Below are 21,051 nucleotides of genomic sequence, written 5' to 3'. Positions count from 1 at the left end.
CGTCGGCTTTCATCACCTCAGGGCTCTTTCGATGCTGGGTCATGATGTTCCCGGTCTGCCGGATGCCGCGCTGCTGCGCGATGCCCTCACCCTCGATGCGCCGCTGCCGCCCGAAACGGCGCAGGCGCTTGAGACCTTGCTCCGCGATTATGCGCCGGGCGCCGGCTTCGATGCCCTGCTCGACGGCGAAGGCCGTCTGCGCCCCCACTGGCGCGGGCTGCTCGAGGCGCTGGCCGCGCTCGGCGAGACCGGTCTCGCCGAGCGCTCCGACGAGGTCCAGCGGCTGCTCTACGAGAACGGCGTGACCTTCAACGTCCACGACGACGCTCGCGGTCGCCTGCGTACCTGGCGGGTCGATCCGCTGCCGCTGGCGATCGATCCCGCCAGCTGGCGCGCGCTCGAGGTCGGCCTGACCCAGCGCAGCCGGTTGTTCGATGCGCTGTTCGCCGATCTCTACGGGCCGCGCCGGCTGATCGAGGAGGGCCTGCTGCCCCCCGAGCTGATCTTCGAGCACCCCGGTTTCCTGCTCGCCTGTGACCGACCTCCTGATGGCGACGGGAAGCCGCCCACCGGGTTGATCTTTCACGGCATCGACCTGGTGCTCGATGCCGCCGGGCAGTGGCGGGTGATCGCCGACCGGGTGCAGGCGCCGTCGGGGGCCGGCTATGCCCTGGAAAACCGCATCATCCTCGCCCGCGCCATGCCCACGCTCTACCGCGAGGCGCCGCWGCGGCGCCTGGCGGGCTTTCTCGAGGCCGAGCATCGCGGCCTGGCGTCGCTGTCGACCCTGCATCGCGACCAGCCCAACGTGGTGCTGTTGACCCCGGGACCGGACAGCGACAGCTACTTCGAGCACGCGTATCTGGCCAACTACATGAATCTCTCGCTGGTCGAGAGCCTCGACCTGGTGGTGCGCGACGAGCGCGTGTGGATGCGTACCCTGGGCGGGCTCAAGCCGGTGGACGTGATCCTGCGCCGGCTCGAGGATGCCTGGTGCGATCCGCTGGAGCTGCGTGGCGATTCGCTGATCGGCGTGCCCGGCCTGGTCCAGGCGGCGCGCAGTGGTTGTGTGGTGCTGTCCAACCCGCTGGGGGTGAGCGTGCTCGAACACCCCGGGCTCGCGCCGTACCTGCCCGCGCTCTGTCAGCGCCTGCTCGGCGAGCCGCTAGCGCTGGCGGCGCCGGAGAGCTGGTGGTGCGGCGATCCAGCCGCGCTGGAGACGGTGCTCGCCGAGTTCGACACCCTGGTGATCCGTGGCATCGAACCGGGTGCCCGGCTGGTCGAGGTGGCGGACCTGAGCCGGGGTGAGGCGCAGGCCTTGCGCAAGGCGGTGATCGCCCGGCCCAACCGCTATGTCGCCCAGCGGCCGATCGCGCCGGCCACCGCGCCGGTCTATGACGATGCCGCGCGTCGCCTGCAGCCCGCACCGTTCAATCTGCGCACCTTCGTCACCCGCGAGCCGGGCGAGCGCGACGGCGACCGGGATTACCGCGCCATGCCGGGCGGGCTCGCCTGGGTCGGTAGCCCGGGCACGCCGTCGCTGGCCAGCGAGGTGGTCAAGGACGTCTGGGTACTGGCCGAGAAGCCGCAGCCGCATGTCAGCCTGCTGCGCCAGGCCTCGGGGCCGATCGTGGTGACCCGCGACGGTGTCGATCTACCGAGCCGGGTCGCCGACAGCCTGTTCTGGCTGGGGCGCTACGGCGAGCGGCTCGACGTGCGCTCGCGGCTGTTGCGCGAGGCGCTGCTGCGTCTGCTCGAACAGGATCAGCAGGAATACGCCGACATCATCCTCGCCGATCTGTTCGAGGCCTTGTCCCTGAAGTGGCCCGAAGCGGCGGCCGCCGAGCGACGCTTCGGCGACCTGCGCACGTGTCTGCTGACGCTCTTCGAGGACGCTCAGCCGGGGGGACTGCCGGCCTGTTTTCAGCAGGTACTGCGCAACTGCCGCGCGGTGCGCGATCACTTGGGCGACGATGCCTGGCGGGTGCTCAACCACCTGCGTCGTCAGATCAACGCCTTGCCGCAGGTGCCCTCGGCGAGTGCCGGACGACGGGCCTGCGAGGAGATCGTCACTCAGCTGTCGGCCTTCTACGGTCTGTGCAACGAGACCATGCCGCATCATTTCGGCTGGCGCTTCATGGACATCGGGCGCTTCATCGAGCGCGTACTGCACAGCCTGGAGTTGTTGCAGCTGGCGCTGATCGGAGCCCGCGAGCCGGGCGTGGCGCTGTGGGAGGTGGTGCTCGCCACCACCGATAACGTCACCGCTTACCGGCGGCGCTACCGCAGCGAACTGCATCCCACCGCGATTCTCGACCTGCTGCTGTTCGACGAGGGCAATCCGCGTTCGGTGGGCTACATGCTCAAGCGGCTGTGTCGGCAGATCGAACGCCTGCCACAGACCGCCGACTCGAGCACCCCGTATCGGCGTCAGGAGCAGCGGCTGATTCTCCAGGCCATGAGCACGCTGCAGCTCGCCGATATCGAGGTGCTTTCCCACGTTCATGATTCGGCGGCGGCCCGCGAGGCCCTGGCGGCGCTGTTCGAGGCGCTGCTCGAGCCGCTGGGGAAACTCTCCGACGCCGTCGCTCACAGCCACTTCAGCCACGTCGAGGCGCCGCGCCAGCTGATCAAGATGCAGGTGCAGCCGTGATCTACCAGTTGCGTCACACCACCCGCTACACCTACAGCGCGCCGGTGACGCTGTGTCACAACGAGGCGCGCATGCTGCCGCGCGAGCTGCCCTGGCAGCGCTGCGAGGCCTCGCAGGTGAGCATCACGCCGCGTCCGGCGGTGCGCAGCGAACGCAGCGACTTCTTCGGCAACCGGGTGATGTACTTCGCGATCCAGGATATCCATTCGAGCCTGGAGGTCACCGTGCGCACCCGGCTCGAGACCCTGCCGCGACCGCCGTTGCCGGGCGCGCCGGCCGGCGACTGGCAGGACTGTCGCGACATTCTGGCCCGGGCCGCCGAGCGGCGCTGCCTGCAGGCCCGGCAGTTCCGTCTCGATTCGCCGTTCATCCGCTGCCACCCCCGTCTGGCGGCCTACGCCGCGCCGAGCTTCCCGGCCGGTCGCTCGCTGCTCGACGCGGTGATCGATCTCAATCGCCGGATCCACGAGGAGTTCACCTACGATCCCGGCTTCACCACGCTGGCGACACCGCTCATGGACGTGCTCGACGAGCGCCGCGGGGTCTGCCAGGACTTCGCCCATCTGGCGATCGGCTGCCTGCGGTCGCAGGGCCTGGCGGCGCGCTATGTCAGTGGCTACCTGGAGACGCTGCCGCCGCCCGGGCAGGCCAAGCTGGTGGGCGCCGACGCGTCGCACGCCTGGCTGGCGGTGTTCCTGCCGGGCTGGGGCTGGCTGGAGCTCGATCCGACCAACGGCAGCCTGCCCGGCGAACAGCACATCGTCATCGGCTGGGGGCGCGATTACGCCGATGTGCCGCCGCTCAACGGGGTGATGAGCGGCGGCGGCGAGCATACACTCGACGTGGCGGTCGATGTGATTCCCGATGATGCCGCCTCGCGTCGCTCGGCCTGAGCGGTTGCAGATCGACGGCAAGCGCTTCAGGCGATCGTCTAGCCGCGCTGAGTGGCGCCATCTGCGGTGGGTTCCGCATCGCTGCTGATCGCCTCTCGACCCGCTGCTCGGGGCCGCCGCCGCAGGGCGAGTACCGCCAGGCCGCCCAGCAGCCCCCAGAATGCCGCGCCCACGCCCAGCAGCGTGACGCCGGAGGCGGTGACCAGGAAGGTCACGACCGCCGCTTCGCGCTCGCTCGCGTCGTCGAGCGCCTGGTGCAGACTGTTGGCGATCGTCGACAGCAGGGCGAGACCGGCGACGGCGGCGATCAGCGGCTGGGGCAGGGCGTCGAACAGCGTGCCGATCGAGCCGCCGAACGCCCCGGCCAGCAGGTAGAAGCCCCCCGCGGCGGCGGCGGCCGTGTAGCGCCGTGCCGGGTCGGGATGTGCTTCCGGCCCCATGCAGATCGCCGCGGTGATCGCCGCCAGGCATACCGAGAACCCGCCGAAGGGCGCCAATACCAAGGTGGCGAGACCGGTCCAGATCATCAACGGCGAGACCGGCGCGGTATAGCCGGCCGCGCGCAGGGTCGCCACTCCCGGGGCGTTCTGCGAAGCCATGCTGACCACGAACAGCGGGATCCCCACGCCGATCAGCGCCGACGGCGAGAAGGCGGGCATGATGAACGCCGGCTCGGCGAAGCGCAGCGCGCTGCGCTGTGTCTCGATATCACCGGTGGCCCAGGCCACCGCCAGGCCGGTCGCCAGCACCAGCAGAATGGTGTAGCGCGGCAGCCAGCGCTTGCCGATCAGATAGGCGGCGCACATCGCCCCGACGAGCGGGAAGTCCACGCGCAGGGCGGCGAAAGCGTCGATACCGAAACGCAGCAGTACGCCGGCCAGCATGGCCGCGGCGATCGACGGCGGGATGCGTTGCATGAGGCGTGCGAACAGCCCCGTGACTCCGCAGAGCAGCACCAGCGCCGCCGAGAACAGAAAGACGCCGATCGCCTCGGGCAGGCTGTAGCCGGGCAGGCTGGTGGCGAGCAGGGCCGCGCCGGGCGTCGACCAGGCGGTGAGGATCGGCTCGCGGTAGTACAGCGACAGGCCCAGCGAGGTGAGCCCCATGCCCAGCCCCAGCATGCTCAGCCAGGCGCCGATCTGTGCCGGGCCGGCGCCGGCGGCCTCCGCGGCCTGGAAGATGATCACCGCCGAACTGGTGTAGCCCACCAGTACCGCCACGAAACCGGCGACGAGCGCCGACGGGGAGAGATCGCGCAGAAGGGACGACGCGGGCATGGGAGGCTCCGGGTTGCGAGGATCGTGCGTTATAACGCACATCGAGGCGACCATAGCACCGTGCGTCATCGCGTACAATGGCGGCCGATCCCGAACGCCCGTGCCCTGGGCAGCGACGAGGAGTGTGACGTGTCCGACCCGACCCCCCACATTGCGGCGACATTGAAGGCCCTGCGCCAGGGCCGTGGCTGGAGCCTGACCCGCTGCGCACAGGCCACGGGCGTCAGCAAGGCGATGCTGGGCCAGATCGAACGGGGCGAGTCGAGCCCGACCGTGGCGACGCTGTGGAAGATCGCGGGCGGTTTCGGGGTATCGCTTTCCGCCTTCCTGGTCGGCGAATCGCCGCCCGCCACCTCGGCCCCGCCGCCGCTGCGAGACAGCGTCGGCATGCAGGTGAGCGTGCTGGTGCCCTTCGACGCGCAACTGGGCCTGGAGATGTTCGCCGTCGAACTCGCGCCGGGGGCGTGCAGTGAGTCGAGCGCCCACGGCAGCGGTGTCGTCGAGCACGTGATCGTCGTCGACGGCGTCATGGCGGTGGCGGAAGCGGGACGGTGGCGGCATCTCGCCGCGGGTGACGTGGCCCGGCTGCAGGCCGATCGGCCGCACGGCTACCGCAACGACGGCGAACGCGTGGCGCGCTTTCACAACCTGGTGCACTACCCGCGCTGAGAAAGCTCACAGCATGGTCAGGGCGTGGCGCACCAGGAGGCCAAGGCTGAGGGTCAGCGCGAAGCTGAGCATGGTGCCCAGCAGCACGTATTCGGTGAGCCGGCGGTCGCGGTCCTCGCGCAACTCGCCGAAGCGCAGCACCGACTTGGCGGCGAGCAGGAAGCCGATCGGCATCATCTGGTCGGCGAGCACGAAGGTCAGTACCAGGAAGCGCTCGAGCATGCCGATGCGCGCGCCGGCGTCGGCCAGCATGCCGCGGTTGTCGACCTGATCGCTCCAGCGGCGCATCACCTGGGCGATGAGGATCGACAGCGGTTGCAGGATCACCAGATAGCTCAGCGCCACCAGCAGCGTTCCGGGGGCCAGCAGCCAGTGGGCCAGCGTTGCCAGCCAGCCCGGCTCGGCCTTCAGCCACAGCCAGACGCCCGTCAGCACGGCGATATGCAGCGCCTGATCGAGCAGGAAGTAGCGCACCCGCGCCGGGCTGTAGCTCTTCAGGATGTCGATCGCCAGATGGGTGGCGCCGATCACCACGGCCGCGATCAGGGCCGCTGCGCTCGTCCAGCCGCCGAGCCACAAGGCGGCGAGGGCCAGGCCGGTATGCACGCCGGCATGCAGATAGACGGCGCGGGAGCGATGGTGATGCGTCTGCTTGCTGTGTACCCAGGCGCGGCCCTGGAACAGGAAATCCCCGGCCAGATGGGCCATCAGCAGCAGCAACAGCGACGACAGGGCGGCCACGTTCATGGCTCGACCTCGCTCAGGCGCTGATCGATGAAGGCGATGTAGTCGCGGATCAAGGGCCAGCGTGCCGCCGCCAGCCGGCGGTTGATGGTGGGTTGGGCGCGCCCCAGCCGCCGAGCCAGTGACTGCTGGGACTCCTCGTGAAGCAGGCTATGGTAGGCCACTTCGGCCGAGTAGCGCGACCAGCCGCCGATGATGTCGTCGGCGAAGCGGGTGAGTAGCGTGAGCGCCGGGTCCGCGAAGGCGTCGGGCAACGCCACGGCCAGGCGCCGGTCGGTATCGGCGAGGGCATCCAGGCAATGCCCGGAGAGCACGAACGCCGGGCCTTGGGCATCGGTCAGGGCGCCTTCGGCGGGCAGCGTGCCCTCGCCAGCGGCGACGGCGATGCGCGCATCCCAGGTCGTCTGCCGCGACGCCGATTCCTGGATCAGGGCACTGCGGATCAGCACGGCGGCCGTCATTGCCTGCGCGGGAGTGGGCAGCGCAACCTGGAAGCCGTCCCCCCGATAGCGATCGCTGCGCGCCTGGAAGCGCGATTCGATGAGCGCCAGGGCGCTTTCCAGCACATCGCGCAGCCGTTCCTTGTCGGGAATCTGCTGCGAGCCGACGACATCGCCGGTCAGGACGCCGAGGATGGGCATGACAAGACTCCGTGGCTGCCACCAATAGCTATATTCGCGCATTTCCGAAAAAATAGCCAATAAGGGCTATTGGGAAATAGCCCTATGGAGCTATTTATCGGAAATATAGCGCTATAGCGGTATCGATATCCTTGTGATTACTGTAATTATATACAGTATTCTGGCGCGGCCCAACGCCAAGTCAGGCGCGGCGGGTAGCGTTTTGTAAGCCCGAGACGGGATCACGAGGATTGGCGTAACGCCTCAACGGGCACCGGCGATACCCCCACGGTGTGACTGACCGTGCAGTTGCGGCCCGTTGCCTTGCAGCGGTAGAGCGCGGAATCGGCACAGGCCAGCAGACTGTCCAGATCGATCGGGGTGCCCGGCGGGGCGGTGGCGACGCCGATGCTGACGGTGACCACCTCGGCGGTCGGCGAGTGCTCGTGAGGAATGCCCACCGCCTGAAGCATGCTGCGCATCGCTTCGGCCAGCCGGGTGGCATCATCGAGTTCGTTGTCGAGCAGCACCACCAGGAACTCCTCGCCGCCCAGACGCACCACGATGTCGGTCTCGCGGCGGAAGATATCGCGCAGGACGTTGGCGATCTCCTTCAGGCATTCGTCGCCGGCCGGGTGCCCGTAATGGTCGTTGTACTGCTTGAAGTGATCGACATCGATCATCAGCGCCGACAGCGGCGTCATGCGACGTCGGCTGAGGGGCAGGGCGATCTCGAGACGCTGCTCCAGCAGTCGCCGGTTGCCGAGTCCGGTGAGCGGGTCGTTGAGGGTCTCGGCGAGCAGTTGCTCGTTCTTGGAGCGCAGGGTCTCGAGCAGATGCTCGATCTCGCGGGTCAGGTAGGCGATATCGTCGTGTCGGCTCAGCAGATGGGAGGGCGCGGCTTCGGGGACCCCCTCGTGCTGGCTCCTGACGTAGTCCACGAGTTCGTGGATCGGTCGGGTGAACAGCTGGCGGACCACCAGCCAGATCGCCGTGACGAAGCCGGCCAGCAGAAGCGTCAGGAACGCCAGCCGATGGCCGGTGACCACGTCGGAAATCCACGGCATATCGTCGGCGCGGGCCAGCAGCCAGAGCGCCGAGGCGGCCAGCAGGAAGAGCGTACACAACGCGGGGAGGACACGAAACAGCATGCTAGGGCTTGGAAGGGGCATCAGCTCACTTGTCCGGGTGGGGTGGCGGTCCATCCCGGTCCGCCGCTCCCCGCATGACATGGTCGGCCTTGGTCGATCGCCAAATGGCTCGGGCAAGTCCGGCCCGAACCGACGACAACGCTGCCAGATTGGCTTGGAAAACGTCGTTCGCTGGGAAAACGTTAATGACATATCGACCTATCGGCCGTTGCCGACGATCCTTGAAGGCTATGTGCCCAAAACGTCCGATCGCGCCGAATGCCATGCTGGGACCGGCCTCAACGATTTTCGTTCGGTCGGTAGCGCAGCACCAGCGTCGCCGGGTCGTCCTCGGCGTGGCCCTGCGCGGCGTGCTGGCGCATCAGTTGCCCGGCGAGGCCGGTCATGGGGGCCGCGCTGGTCACCCGCTGGCTCTGGGCGAGGGCCATGTCCAGATCCTTGAGCAGGGTGCGCAGATGCCAGGGCGGAGCGTCGAAATCGTCGGCGGCCATGCGCGGGGCAAGCAACTGCAGCGGCTTGGAGTCGGCAAAGCCGCCGGCCAGGGCCTCAGGCAGGCGCCCGGCGTCCACGCCGCTGGCTTCGGCCAGGGCGATCATCTCGGCGATCACCAGCGCATTGCAGCCGACGATCATCTGGTTGCAGAGCTTGGCGACCTGCCCGCTACCCACCGGGCCCATGTGCGTGACGCGGGCCGCCAGGGGCGCGAAGACTGCCTGAAGGGCGGTCATGTGCTCGGCCTCGCCACCGCACATGATGGCCAGGCTGCCGCTCTCGGCGCCGGCCACGCCGCCCGAGACCGGCGCATCGACCCAGGGGGTGGCGCAGGACTCGCTGAGCCGCCGGGCGAAGGTGCGAGTCGCCTGCGGGTCGCTGCTGGAGAAATCGACCAGCCACTGATCGCCACGGGCGTGTGCCGCGACGCCGTCGTCGCCGAAGACCGTCGACTCGACCACCTGGGTATTCGCCAGGCACAACATGATCACATCCACATCGGCGACGAGCTCGCCGATCGAGCCGGCGACCCGGGCGCCGGCGGCCACGACGTCGCCGGTCTTCTCCGGGCTGCGGTTCCACACGGTGACCGGAAAGCCGGCGTCGAGCAGGCGGCGGGTCATCGGTGCGCCCATCAGGCCGATACCAATGAATCCCAGGCGGAGCTGGGGCATGTCGTGTCCTCCAGGGCGGGCATATGTCCGGGGGAACTATTTACCATGGAACCGCTGTCACGATCGAACGTTCGTCGTGAGCGAGTCGCGCGGGCTCACGACACATCCAGGGCGAACTGCAGGCTCGCCAGATGCCGATAGAGAGGGGTGCTCGCGAGCAGTTCGTCGTGGGTCCCCGAGCCGATCAGGCGACCGCGGTCGAAGACCAGCAGACGGTCGGCGGCGATCACCGTGGCCAGGCGATGGGCGACGACCAGGCTGGTGCGGCCGCGCATCAACCGGTCCAGCGCGGCCTGGACCAGCCGTTCGCTTTCCGCGTCCAGCGCGCTGGTCGCCTCGTCGAGCAGCAGTACCGCCGGGTCGCGCAGCAGTGCGCGGGCGATCGCCAGACGCTGGCGCTGACCGCCCGAAAGCTGGACGCCGCCGGGCCCGATATGGGTGTCAAGCCCCGCGGGCAGCGCCTCGAGAAACGCCAGGGCATGGGCGTCGCGGGCGGCGGCGCGTACCGCCTCGTCGTCGGCGCCCGGTCGACCGTAGCGGATGTTGTCGGCGGCGCTGCCGGTGAACAGTACCGGCTCCTGGGCGACCATGCCCAGGGCGCCGCGCAGCTCTCCTGGGTCGAGGTCGCGCAGATCGACGCCGTCCAGCGTCAGCCGGCCGGCGTCGGGGTCGTAGAAGCGCAGCAGCAGTTGCAGCAGGGTGCTCTTGCCGGCGCCGGACGGCCCTACCAGGGCGATCCGCTCGCCGGGGCGGATGTGCAGGTCGAGCCCATCCAGCGCCGGTGTTGCCTGGCGCCCGGGGTAGGCGAAGCGCAGAGCGCTGATCCGGATCTCGCCGCGCACCGGCGAGGGCAGGTGGCGGGGCACCGGCGGCGCCTGAATGCGCGGGCGGGCGTCGAGCAGTTCGAATAGCCGTTCGGCGGCCCCGGCCGCTCGCTGCACGTCGCCGGCGACTTCGGCCAGCGCGGCGACGGCGCCGGCGGCGAGTACCGCGTAGAAGACGAAGGCCGAGAGTTCGCCGGCGCTCATCGTGCCGGCGAGTACCGCATGGCCCCCCTGCCAGAGCATGACGCCAACCGCGGCAAAGATCACCAGCATGGCGATCCCGGTCAGCCAGGCGCGCTGGCGGGTACGGAACACCGCGACCTGGAAGGCCGCCTCCACCGTGCGGTTGTAGTCGTGGCGAGCGATCGTCTCGTGGTCGAAGGCCTGCAGGGTGCGGATGCCGTTCAGTGCCTCTCCGGCGTAGCGCCCGAGTTCGGCGATCTGGTCCTGGCTGTGCCGCGACAGGCGGCGCACGCGGCGTCCGAAGGCGAGAATCGGCAGCACGGTGAGCGGGATGCCCAGCAGCACCAGGGCGCTGAGCCAGGGCTGGGTCACCAGCATCAGCGCCACCGCGCCGAACAGCATCACCAGATTGCGCAGGGCCACCGACAGCGACGAACCGAACAGGCTCTGCAGCACACTGGTATCGGCGGTGAGCCGCGACTGGATCTCGCCAGCACCGTTCCGTTCGAAGAAGGCCGGCTCCAGGGTCAGCAGGTGACCGAAGACGTCGCGGCGCAGGTCGGCGGCGAGCCGTTCGCCGATCCAGGTCACCAGGTAGTAGCGCAGCGCCGAGGCCGCGGCGAGCAAGGCCACCACGGCGAGCATGACCGCCAGGGTGCGGTTGAGCCGGGCGACGTCGGCATCGAGGAAGCCCCGATCGATCACCGTGCGCAGCCCCTGCCCGAGCAGGAGTACGCTCGACGAGGCGACGAGCAGGGCCAGCCCGGCGAGGCAGGCGCGCCAGCGATAGGGGCGCAGCAGAGGCAACAGACGCAGCAGGATGCGGGGCCGGGAACGGGAGGGCATCAGCGGGCTCGAACGGTCAGTGACGACCCTGCACGATAACAGGGTCGTGGTTGGCCTGCATGAGTCCGAATGGCACAGGGGCCTCTCAGGGACCGGCCGGGAAGGTGACATGGGGCGACTGTGGTTCGACCCCCGGCGGCTGGTAGGCGGGCGCCGGTTCGCCGGCCGGCCCCAGGAAGCGCAGATAGTGGTATAGCGCTCGCGAATCCTCGGCACTCATGCGATTGAGGTTGAACCAGGGCATCGGTGGGAGCGATTTCAGGTTGCGTGCCATTGCAATCCATTGTGACTCGTCGAGCTGAGCGGCGAGCAGGCGGAGGTTGCTCGGGTAGGTGGTGCCCCAGGGGCCGTACCAGCCCAGCCGGTCCCCGGTCAGCCATTGTGCCTCTGGGGTCTGCCCGTCATTTTGGGCGTAGCCGGGCGTGTGGCAGTCGTTGCAGCCACTGACCGCGGCCACGTAGCGACCGCGATCGATCAGCGCCTGATCCACCTCGCCCGCCAGTACGCTGCTGATGCACAGACACAGCCCCATGGCGCCCCACCCGAGACGCCGATAGTCGAGAACTTTCATCGCCGGGAATCCTCGCAGGACCGGACCCTGAGTGTCCGTCATCGCAGCATAGCCGCGCCCGCGGTTCTTGGATGCCGGCCGGAGCCTGCCGGCGGCGCGATTCGACGAAAGCTTGATCGCCCTCAGCGTAGCCACCATATTCGGTCTCGGTGACACCCATTCCGGAGGCCGAGATGGCTGATTCCCTGAAGCTGGCCTGCCCGCACTGCCTGGCCATGAACCGTGTGCTCGACGAACGGCTCGGGCACGCGCCGCGTTGCGGCAAGTGCCGGAACGCCCTGTTCACCGGGGCGCCGCTGGACCTGACCGCCGACAACTTCGAGGCGCTGGTGATGCGCAGCGAGCTGCCGGTGGTGGTGGATTTCTGGGCCAGCTGGTGCGGGCCCTGCAAGATGATGGCGCCGGTCTTCGCGCGCACCGCCGGCGAGCTCGAGCCACGCCTGCGTTTCGCCAAGCTCGACACCGAGGCGCAGACGGCGTTGGCCGGACGCTTCGGCATCCGCAGCATTCCCACCTTGATCGTCTTCCGTGAGGGGCGCGAGATCGCCCGCCGGTCCGGTGCCATGCAGGGGCCGCAGCTCAAGCAGTGGCTCGAGAGCCTGGTCTGAGCCTCACTGCTACGCTCAGGAACGAATCCAGTGTCAGGCAACAGTGGAGGCAATATGGACAAGGCGTGGTTCGACCGTCGGGTCAGCGTGATCACCGGCGACATCACCCGGCTGGAGGTGGATGCTATCGTCAACGCCGCCAACCATTCGCTGATGGGCGGCGGCGGTGTGGACGGTGCCATTCATCGCGCCGCCGGCCCCGAACTCAAGCAGGCCTGCCAGCGTCTGCGCGAGACTGACTGGCCCGACGGCCTGCCGGACGGCGAGGTTGCGTTGACCGACGGCTTCGAGCTGCCGGCGCGCTACGTGATTCACACCGTCGGCCCGGTCTACGCCAAGACCAAGGACAAGTCGCATCTGCTCGCCAACTGTTATCGCAACGCCCTGGCGCTGGCCGACGCGCACGACTGCCGCAGCATCGCCTTTCCGGCGATCTCCACCGGTGTCTACGGCTACCCGTTCGACGCGGCCGCCCGGGTGGTGCTCGATGCGCTGGGTGAGGCATTGCCGTGCCACTCGCTGGACGTGACGCTATGCTTCTTCAGTGACCAGGATTCGCGAGCCTTCGAGGCGGTCGTGGCAGAGGCGCTCTAGGTGTTTCTTCCCGGTAAAGACGACCGAAATACCAACCTGGTACCAGTCTTTCAGGCCCGGTCCAGCCACGGGGCACCCGGTCATGCAAAAGCGCCTCGCGGATTGCGAGGCGCTTCTCGTTTCAGTGACGCTCGGGCTGGGCCCGAAAGCGATCAGCCGAAGTTCTGGGCGACGAAGTCCCAGTTGATGACGTTCCACACCGCGTCCAGGTACTTGGGACGGGCGTTGCGGTAGTCGATGTAGTAGGCATGCTCCCAGACATCGATGGTCAGCAACGGGGTCTGGCCATGGGCGATCGGGGTGTCGGCATCGTCGGTGTTGATGATGTCGACGCCACCGTCGGCGGTCTTGATCAGCCAGGTCCAGCCGGCGCCGAAGTTGCCGGCCGCCGTGGTGTTGAACGTCTCCTTGAAGGCCTCGAAGGAGCCGAACTTGGCGTTGATCGCCTCGGCCAGGGCGCCGCTCGGCTCGCCGCCGCCGTTGGGCGACAGGCAGTGCCAGTAGAAGGTGTGGTTCCAGACCTGGGCGGCCTGGTTGAACAGCCCCCCGGACGCGGACTGGATGATCTCCTCGAGAGACTTGTTCGCGTCGTCGGTGCCCTGGGTCAGGTCGTTGAGCTTGGTGACGTAGGCCTGATGATGCTTGCCGTAATGATACTCGAGCGTTTCCGCAGAGATGTGCGGTTCCAGCGCGTTTTTCTCATAGGGCAGGGCGGGAAGTTCAAATGCCAAGGTTATCTCCTTTTATTGATCGCCGTGGAATACAGAACCTGATAAAAAACCTTACAATACCAAGCATCTGCGTTAGTGGCGTCGCGGTATGTTAGCAGTCTGGGGTATGCTCGCCAATTCCGTTAGCATCGCCGGGAATCGATCGATGCCGGGCTCGCCACGCACTTGCGACCATATGCCGACGAGGAGACCCCATGGCGGATCGTGATCACGAACCACGCCTGAACCCCATCGTACCGGGGCCGGAGGACGAATTGACGCAACATCACCGTGCGGGGGCGGCCAGCCGCGGGGGGCGTACCGGGCCACTCTGGCTGGTCTGCCTGCTGTTGCTCGCCGGTTTGTGCGTGCTGTCCGGCTGGTACTGGGTCGATCGTCAGTCGTGGCACGAGACGCAGCGCGAGCTGGCGGGTCAGATCTCCAACATGCACGCCCGGCTCGACGGGCTCGACGACGGCCGGGGCGTTTCCGCCTCCACCTTCGAGGAGCGCATCGGTCAGCTGAGCGATGAACAACAAGCGCTCGATCACAGAATCAGTGAACTTGCGGGCAGCGTTGAGAGTCTAGATCAGCAAGCGGCGGACAATTCGGCGCTCGCCGCTCTCGAGCAGCGGCTCGACGCTGCCCGCCAGCAACGCGACAGTCTCACCGCCACGCTGTCGGCCACCCAGCGCTCGATGAATGCCCTCGAGCAGAAGAGCGATGAAGGCCGTCAGGCGCTGGCGACCCGGCTCGATACGCTGGAAGCCTCGCGGGACGAGCTCCGTGAGCGTATCGCGTCGTTCGAGGACGCCTCGCAGACGCTGACGACGCGGGTCGAGGCCATGGGCAAGACGCTCGATGACCTCGATTCGCGACTCGGCGATCTGGCCGGCCGGGTGGCGGCCCTGAGTGACGGTGCCGACTCGCGTCAGGCACAGTGGCAGACACTCGATTCGAGCGTCAGCGAACTGCGCGCGGCGATCACCGAATTGCGCCAGAATCAAGTGGCGATCAACGCCACGCTCGAGAGCCTCGGCAACCGCTGACGGCCTCGCCCGGGATAACGACACGCCAGCCACTCAAGGAATCGAGGAGCGCATGCCAGCATCGGTCACCCGCCACCGCCAGACGTCCGCGGGACGCGGTCATTTCGCGGCGCCGTCAGTCGCCGTGCGCCTCGGCCCGGGACGCTGAACGATGCGCCACCCCCGGTTCACGCCTGCGTGCCTTGCCGCCGGTTTGCTGTTCAGCGCCCCGGCCCTGGCGCTCGATGCCGATGTCACGGGTGTCTCCGGTCCGCCGGCGGACAACGTTCGCCACTATCTCGACGCCCTGACTGCCGCGGACTACGGGCGCCAGCGCCTGGTCGCCGAAATCGAGCAGCGCACACGCAAGGCACTCAAGGCCTACGGTTACTACAGCCCGACGGTGTCGGTGACACTGCGCGGCGGTGACGCCACGATCGACGGCGCCCGGGTCGCGGTCGACCCGGGACAACGGGTGATCATTCGCGAACTCGACATCGAGGTCACCGGCGAGGGCAGCGATGACAAGGCGTTCCGCCAGGCCCTGAAAGACCTGCCCCTGAAAGAGGGCGAGCCGCTCCTGCATGCCCCCTACGAGAACCTGCGCAACCGCTTGTCGACCCTGGCGCTCGAACGTGGCTACTTCGACGCCGACTTCACCCGGCATCGCATCGAGGTGCGGCCCTGGGAGCAGAGCGCGCGCATCTACCTGACGATGGCCAGCGGTCCGCGCTACCGTTTCGGCGACATCCGCTTCGAGGGCAGCCAGATCGCGCTCGAGCGCCTGCGCAACATGTCGCCGTTCGCGGCGGGCGACCCCTACGCGGCGGGCAAGCTCGCCGAGTACAACCAGCGTCTCGGTCAGACCAACTGGTTTCGCAGTATCGGGGTGCGACCGCGGATCGAACGGCCGGCGCCGGTGGCCCAGGCCCAGCGCAACTGGTGGGAGGCCACGGTGCGCGAGTCCGCGTCCGGCTCGCCGGCGGACGCCGCCGACGTGCTCCTGCAGCCCGGCGCCGTGACGGCGGCCCGCGACCTGGCCACGCCGGGCCCGCCACGGGTGCCGGTCGACATCAGCCTGATCCCCGCCGACCGCCATCAGTTCGAGGTCGGCGTGGGCTATGCCACCGATGTCGGGCCGCGGCTGCAGTTTTCCTGGAAGCAGCCCTGGCTCAACGACGACGGCGACAGCCTCGATCATTCCTTGTATCTCTCGGGCCCCGAGCAGACCTTCAGCGGTACCTACACCCTGCCGCTCGAGAATCCGCTCAAGGACAGCTACGAGCTGCAGTACGGCCTGAAGAATCTCGACAACGAGGATACCCAGAGTCTCGAGGCCTCGGTGGAAATCGCCCGGCTCTGGACCTTCGACAACGGCTGGACGCAGCGGATCTTCGCGCGCTCGACCTACGAGGACTTCAAGCAGGCCGACGAGGATGAACGGGTCCTGCTCTACTATCCCGGGGTCACCTGGAGCCGGACGCGCACGCGCAACCCGCGCTTCCCCACCTGGGGTGACAGCCAGCGTCTGTCGCTGGCCGTGTCGGACACCGCCTGGGGGTCGGACGCCCGCTTCGTGCGCGGTACGCTGGATTCCCAGTGGATCCGCTCGCTGGGCAGCGACTGGCGGTTCATCGGTCGCACCAGCGTCGGTGCCATGAGCACCGGCGACTTCGACAAGATTCCGCCGTCGCTGCGCTTCTTCGCCGGGGGGGATCGCAGTGTGCGTGGCTACGGCTACGAGAGCCTGGCCCCGGAAAACGACGATGGCGAGCTGCTTGGTGGGCAACAATTGCTGGTGGCGAGCCTCGAGGCGCAGCGCCGGCTGACCGGTGACTGGTGGGGCGCGGCCTTCGTCGATACCGGCAACGCCTTCAACGACTGGTGGCCGCAGGAACTGGCCACCGGGGCGGGGCTCGGGGTGCGCTGGGTCTCGCCGGTGGGGCCGATCCGGCTCGACATCGCTCATCCCTTCGACAACGAGGAGGACTCGTGGCGTCTGCACTTCGCCATAGGGCCCGAATTCTGATTCCGTCACTGCGTCTCCTGCTGTGGTTTCCCCTCTGGCTGATCGGCCTGGTGCTGCTGTTGCTGGGCCTGGCGCTGTCGCCCTGGGGGACGGCCTGGCTGGTCGGGCAGGGCGAACAGCGCGGCTGGCTGTCGGTCGACAGCGTCTCGGGGGCGCCGCTCGACGAGTTCACCGTGACCGGACTGGTCCTGACGGCGGGGTCGGCTCACGTGCGTATCGATCGCCTGCATCTGGCCTGGGCCGACGACTGCCTGTTCGACGGCAAGCTGTGCCTCGATGCCCTGCAGGTGGAAGGCGCCGACGTGCGTCTGGTGGCCGGCGACGACGAGCCACCTCCCGAAAAGCCGGCATCCTCCGGCGGTCTGCCGCCGATCGTGGTGCCGTTTCCCATCGAGCTGCGCGGCGTGTCGTTGCGCGACGTCGACGTGCAGCTCGCCGACGGGACTCGACTGAACTGGCGGCGCTTCACCAGCGGTGCGCGGCTTTCCGGCAGTGAACTGACGCTGCTGCCCACGCGTCTCGATGGCGCTCGCCTCGCGCTGTCCGGCACGGCCGGGCAGACGCTCGCGCCATCGTCCGGGGCAGGTGACGTCGGGCTTTCGAGCGCGGCGATCGATGCCAGCGTGGCCCTGCACGAACCGGCTGCCGGGGCGGGCGTCGCCACCACCGAGGCCCCCGATGGGCCTGCCGCGAGCGAGCCGGGGGAAACGTCCAGCGAGCCTGCGCCGGGCCTGGAGCTACCCGATATCCGCTTGCCCCTGGCGGTGCATGTGCCCAGCCTGGTCATCGACGACTTTCGTCTCGACGGGCCCGACCCGCGTCGCATCGAGCGCCTGGCGCTGCGCCTCGATGGCGAAGGGCACGATGTGCGTCTGCACAGCCTGGCGGTGACCTCGCCCGAGGCCGATGCCCGCCTGGCGGCGCGGGTCACTCTGCAGGACGACTACCCGCTGAGCGCGCACCTGGAGGGTGTCGTGCATCGGGCCCCGCTTGCCGGGCAGCGAGTCACTCTCGACGTCTCCGGTTCGCTGGCGGACCTGGGCGTCGATCTGGCGGCCGAGGGGCCCGTCACGGCCCGTCTCGAGGCCACCGCCGACGTTCTCGCCGCGCGGATTCCCTTCGACGTCGTGCTGCAGTCGACGTCGCTCGTCTGGCCGTTGCCCGGCATGGCCGAACCGCCGGAGGTCGGCGAGAAGGACGCCGTGGATACCGCCCCGGCGTCGCCCCCCGACACCGCCGATGAGCCTCGCTATCGGGTTCGGGACCTGCAGCTCAAGGCGCACGGCAATTTGCAAGACTACCGGGTGGCATTGCAGGGGCAGGTCTCGGGGAGCGCGATTCCGCAGACGGTTCGGGTCGGTCTGACCGGCAACGGCGATCTCGAGCATTTCGTCTGGCAGCCGCTGTCGCTGGCCTCGGCCGACGGGGCGCTGATCAGCCACGGCGAGGCCCGCTGGGCGCCCTCGCTGGATGTCACGGCCAGCGTGAACCTTCAGCGCTTCTCGCTGGATGCCGTCACCCAGGCGGTCAGCGGGACGCTGGATGGCGATGTCCGGGCTCATTTCGCCATGCGCGACGCGGGCTGGCAGCTGGATGTCCCGCAACTGACCATCGACGGGACGTTGCAGGAGCGCGCCTTGTCGCTCGAGGCCAAGCTGAACGGCGGCAGCGACATGCACTGGCAGATCGATACCCTGGATCTGCGCCAGGGGCGCAACCGGCTGACCGCTCAGGGTCACATCGCCGACAGGCTCGACATGCAGGGCCGGCTTGATGCCCCGGCCCTGGATAGCCTGTTGCCGGCGCTCGGCGGCAGCGCGAAGGGCGACTTTTCGCTGGCCGGAACGCTCGACGCCCCCCAGGTACGCGCCACCCTCGAGGGCCGCGATCTGCGTTATGCGGACCAGCGTGTCGCGCGAGTGTCGCTCGACGCCGATGTGCAGGGGATCGACGATCCGACGCTGGACGTGACGCTGGACGCGGCCGACCTCGAGGCCGCCGACCGCCGTCTGACGCGGGTCGCGCTGGATCTGGTCGGCAAGCTCTCCGATCACCGCCTGACACTGGATGTCGATGCCGCCGACGACACGCCACTGACGCGGGCCGCCCTGGCCGTCGAGGGCGGGCTCGATGCCGCACGCACGCGGTATCGCGGCCGCTTGACCCGGCTGTCGCTCGACAGCGACCGGGGCGACCTGCGTCTCGGGGATCCCACGGCCTTTGCCATCGATCTAACGGCGAGCCGCTTCACTCTTCAGCCGTTCTGCCTGAGCCGCCGTCAGGGCGGGCGACTCTGCGCCACCCGTCAACTGGCGGCGTCCGCCGAGCAGGGCCAGGCCGCCCTGTCCCTCGAGGCGCTGCCGCTGGATCTGGTCGATCCGCTGTTGCCCGAGGGCTGGCTTGCCGAGGGCCAGGCCGGCGGCACCGTGAGCCTCGACTGGTCGGCGGGCGGGCAACGCTGGCGGGCTCGGGGCGACCTCGACGGCCGTCTGGGCCTGCAGGGCCAGGATGCCTATGGCAAGCCCTGGTCGCTGCCCGAGACCCGGCTCGGACTGAGCCTCGACGCCTCGCCGGCGGCAGCCGACGTCAAGGCCAGTGTCTCGCTGGCCGACGCCGGCGACGTGACCCTGAACGCCCGCGTCGTCGAGCCCACGGGGGAGGCCGGGCTCGAAGGTCGCCTGCGCCTCGAGGCCCTGCGCCTCGCCCCCTATCGGTCGTTGGCAACCGGCCTGCAGAGTCTCGAGGGGACGCTCGACGGCGATCTGACCCTGGCCGGGGCACTGACCAACCCCGAGCTGAATGGCAGGCTGGTGCTCGATGGGCTGAAAGCCAGTGGCCGTGACCTGCCGCTGAGCGTCGCCGATGGCCGGGTCGCGATGGCGCTGTCCGGCCACCGGGCCGACCTGGACGGCTACGTGGCCGGCGAGGAAGGGCGCCTGCTGCTATCCGGTCAGGCGCGCTGGGACGAGCTCCCGCAATGGCAGGCCGATATCTCGCTCGACGCCACCCAGGATCCATTGCTGGTGGCGATGCCGGAATTCGGCCGACTGCACGTCGCACCGGATCTCGCCATCCAGGCGACGCCGCAGCGGCTGCAGGTACGCGGCGATGTCGATGTGCCCTGGGCACGGCTCGAGGTCGGCCAGATCCCGCCGTCGGCGGTCTCGCCGAGCAGCGACGAAGTGATCATCACCCGCGAGGATCAGGCCGACGCCGACCGCAAGGCGCGCCAGGCGGCCGAACAGGCCTCGCAGGGGGCGGACGAGGCCACCGCCCAGACGCTCTCCGAGGCGGGCATGCAGCTCGACGTCCAGATCGACCTGCATATCGGTCCCGATGTGCAGCTCGAGGCCTACGGCCTGCAGGCCGCGTTGCAGGGTAGCCTGCAGGTGCGCCAGGGCAATGGTCCGGTTCAGCTGTTCGGGGACGTCAATCTGGTCGGGGGGCGCTACGAGGCCTTCGGTCAGGATCTGCTGATCCGCCAGGGGCAGGTGCTGTTCAGCGGCCCGGCTTCCCAGCCGCGGCTGCAGTTCGAGGCGATCCGCAATCCGGATGCCACCGAGGACGACGTGATCGCCGGCCTGCGGGTCACCGGGCCGGCCTCCCAGCCCCGGCTCGAGGTGTTTTCCGAGCCGGCGATGGCCGAGAGTCGCGCGCTGTCCTACCTGCTGCGCGGGCGGGCGCCCGACGACACCGGTTCCGACGGGGCCATGACCTCGGCATTGATCGGCCTGTCACTGTCACGCACCGGCGGGGCGATCGGCCAGCTCGGACAGGCCTTCGGCGTCCAGGATCTGAGCCTCGACACCGCGGGCAGTGGCGAGGACAGCCAGGTGGTGGTCAGCGGCCAGCTGTTCGATGACCTGCAGGTCAGCTACGGCGTGGGCATCTTTTCGCCGATCGCCGAACTGACGCTGCGTTACAAGCTGATGCAGAATCTGTATGTCGAGGCCGTGACCGGAGCCGCCCAGGCCGTCGACCTCATCTACAGTTTCAGTCTCGGGCGCAGCAGCGCTTCGCCTTGAGCCCGCTGGCGCAGGGGCAGGGGGCATTGCGCCCCACGTCGAGGCGGCGCCAGTCGGCATCGCCATCGACGTAGCGCCAGTGATCGGCCTGGCTGTCGAAGCGAAACCGGCTGCTTTCCGTGAGCACGAAGAAGCCGCCGGACTCGCGACCGACCGCCGTGAAGCGAACGCGTCCCGTGCCGTCGCCGGCGTCCTCGCTGTCGATGACCGTCAGCCGGCACCAGCGTGGGGCGGAGGCTTCCAGGTCGGCCATTGGCGGCCGTGTCGCCGGGTCCCAACTGGCCTGCAGGAAGGCCGTGTCCTGGATGACGAAGGCCGAGTAACGGGCCCGCATCAGGGCCTCGGGCGTGTGCGCCCGGCGAAGGTCCTGCAGGACCGGCGCGCAGCAGCCGGCGAACGTTCGCTGGCTGCCGCAGGGACAGGCGGCAGACAATTCGATAGTCGACTTCAAGAGAGAGAC

At 68.8% G+C, this 21,051-nt stretch carries 16 protein-coding genes and 1 pseudogene; 8 read left to right on the top strand and 9 right to left on the bottom strand.

The features are described 5' to 3' along the window. Positions 1–31 precede the first annotated feature (31 nt). On the top strand, positions 32–2,653 hold the full coding sequence (locus D0901_RS10965) for a circularly permuted type 2 ATP-grasp protein (protein WP_129140343.1): 2,622 nt from the start codon (positions 32–34) through the stop codon (positions 2,651–2,653). Further along, positions 2,650–3,546, top strand: a complete 897-nt coding sequence (locus D0901_RS10960) for a transglutaminase family protein (RefSeq protein WP_129140342.1) — start codon at positions 2,650–2,652, stop codon at positions 3,544–3,546. Before D0901_RS10965 ends, D0901_RS10960 begins: the two co-directional genes overlap by 4 nt. A 38-nt stretch (positions 3,547–3,584) precedes the next feature. Here the strand turns inward: D0901_RS10960 and D0901_RS10955 are convergent, their stop codons facing one another. Then, the gene (locus D0901_RS10955; RefSeq protein WP_129140341.1) at positions 3,585–4,823 is read right to left on the bottom strand and encodes a benzoate/H(+) symporter BenE family transporter; all 1,239 of its coding nucleotides are present in this window, start codon (positions 4,821–4,823) and stop codon (positions 3,585–3,587) included. A gap of 129 nt (positions 4,824–4,952) precedes the next feature. Here D0901_RS10955 and D0901_RS10950 point away from each other — a divergent pair, with 129 nt between their 5' ends. After that, entirely contained in the window at positions 4,953–5,492 is a 540-nt protein-coding gene (locus tag D0901_RS10950) for a helix-turn-helix domain-containing protein (protein ID WP_129140340.1), read from the top strand. 6 nt (positions 5,493–5,498) lie between these two features. Here the strand turns inward: D0901_RS10950 and D0901_RS10945 are convergent, their stop codons facing one another. The 6 genes and pseudogenes from D0901_RS10945 to D0901_RS10920 form a co-directional block, all read right to left on the bottom strand. Beyond that, positions 5,499–6,239 (bottom strand): DUF3307 domain-containing protein, encoded by a 741-nt coding sequence (locus D0901_RS10945; protein WP_129140339.1) that lies wholly within the window; start codon positions 6,237–6,239, stop codon positions 5,499–5,501. Continuing rightward, entirely contained in the window at positions 6,236–6,877 is a 642-nt protein-coding gene (locus D0901_RS10940) for a nucleotidyl cyclase domain-containing protein (protein WP_129140338.1), read from the bottom strand. The genes D0901_RS10945 and D0901_RS10940 overlap by 4 nt, the downstream gene beginning before the upstream one ends. A gap of 221 nt (positions 6,878–7,098) precedes the next feature. Continuing rightward, on the bottom strand, positions 7,099–8,007 hold the full coding sequence (locus D0901_RS10935; RefSeq protein WP_162500857.1) for a GGDEF domain-containing protein: 909 nt from the start codon (positions 8,005–8,007) through the stop codon (positions 7,099–7,101). Positions 8,008–8,285: 278 nt separating this feature from the next. Beyond that, a pseudogene (locus D0901_RS21415) lies at positions 8,286–9,176 on the bottom strand (NAD(P)-dependent oxidoreductase); the annotation flags it as partial. 92 nt (positions 9,177–9,268) lie between these two features. Further along, on the bottom strand, positions 9,269–11,026 hold the full coding sequence (locus tag D0901_RS10925) for an ABC transporter transmembrane domain-containing protein (RefSeq protein WP_129140335.1): 1,758 nt from the start codon (positions 11,024–11,026) through the stop codon (positions 9,269–9,271). Positions 11,027–11,111: 85 nt separating this feature from the next. Continuing rightward, positions 11,112–11,597 (bottom strand): hypothetical protein, encoded by a 486-nt coding sequence (locus D0901_RS10920; RefSeq protein WP_203234855.1) that lies wholly within the window; start codon positions 11,595–11,597, stop codon positions 11,112–11,114. A gap of 173 nt (positions 11,598–11,770) precedes the next feature. Between D0901_RS10920 and trxC the strand changes: the two genes are divergently transcribed. Together trxC and D0901_RS10910 are read left to right on the top strand one after the other, a co-directional pair. Continuing rightward, positions 11,771–12,205 carry a thioredoxin TrxC gene (gene trxC / locus D0901_RS10915; RefSeq protein WP_129140334.1) on the top strand — a complete coding sequence of 145 codons (435 nt, stop codon included), beginning with the start codon at positions 11,771–11,773 and terminating at the stop codon, positions 12,203–12,205. A gap of 54 nt (positions 12,206–12,259) precedes the next feature. Next, on the top strand, positions 12,260–12,799 hold the full coding sequence (locus D0901_RS10910; RefSeq protein ID WP_129140333.1) for an O-acetyl-ADP-ribose deacetylase: 540 nt from the start codon (positions 12,260–12,262) through the stop codon (positions 12,797–12,799). Positions 12,800–12,951: 152 nt separating this feature from the next. Here the strand turns inward: D0901_RS10910 and D0901_RS10905 are convergent, their stop codons facing one another. Continuing rightward, positions 12,952–13,530 carry a superoxide dismutase gene (locus tag D0901_RS10905; RefSeq protein ID WP_129140332.1) on the bottom strand — a complete coding sequence of 193 codons (579 nt, stop codon included), beginning with the start codon at positions 13,528–13,530 and terminating at the stop codon, positions 12,952–12,954. 194 nt (positions 13,531–13,724) lie between these two features. Between D0901_RS10905 and D0901_RS10900 the strand changes: the two genes are divergently transcribed. The 3 genes from D0901_RS10900 to tamB all read left to right on the top strand — a co-directional run bounded on the left by D0901_RS10900 (position 13,725) and on the right by tamB (position 20,591). After that, positions 13,725–14,558 (top strand): hypothetical protein, encoded by an 834-nt coding sequence (locus D0901_RS10900; RefSeq protein WP_129140331.1) that lies wholly within the window; start codon positions 13,725–13,727, stop codon positions 14,556–14,558. A gap of 151 nt (positions 14,559–14,709) precedes the next feature. After that, a complete protein-coding gene (gene tamA / locus D0901_RS10895) occupies positions 14,710–16,566 on the top strand; it encodes an autotransporter assembly complex protein TamA (protein WP_129140330.1) in 1,857 nt (618 codons plus the stop codon). Beyond that, the gene (tamB, locus tag D0901_RS10890; RefSeq protein ID WP_233440399.1) at positions 16,530–20,591 is read left to right on the top strand and encodes an autotransporter assembly complex protein TamB; all 4,062 of its coding nucleotides are present in this window, start codon (positions 16,530–16,532) and stop codon (positions 20,589–20,591) included. The genes tamA and tamB overlap by 37 nt, the downstream gene beginning before the upstream one ends. Here tamB and D0901_RS10885 read toward each other — a convergent pair. Then, positions 20,560–21,042 carry a YchJ family protein gene (locus tag D0901_RS10885; RefSeq protein WP_233440398.1) on the bottom strand — a complete coding sequence of 161 codons (483 nt, stop codon included), beginning with the start codon at positions 21,040–21,042 and terminating at the stop codon, positions 20,560–20,562. The genes tamB and D0901_RS10885 overlap by 32 nt on opposite strands. Positions 21,043–21,051: the final 9 nt, after the last annotated feature.

Origin of the sequence: Modicisalibacter coralii (assembly GCF_004117855.1) — a bacterium.
GTDB lineage: Bacteria > Pseudomonadota > Gammaproteobacteria > Pseudomonadales > Halomonadaceae > Modicisalibacter > Modicisalibacter coralii.
Note: the sequence above shows the minus strand (reverse complement) of the source record. Positions and strands in the feature narration are given on the sequence as shown.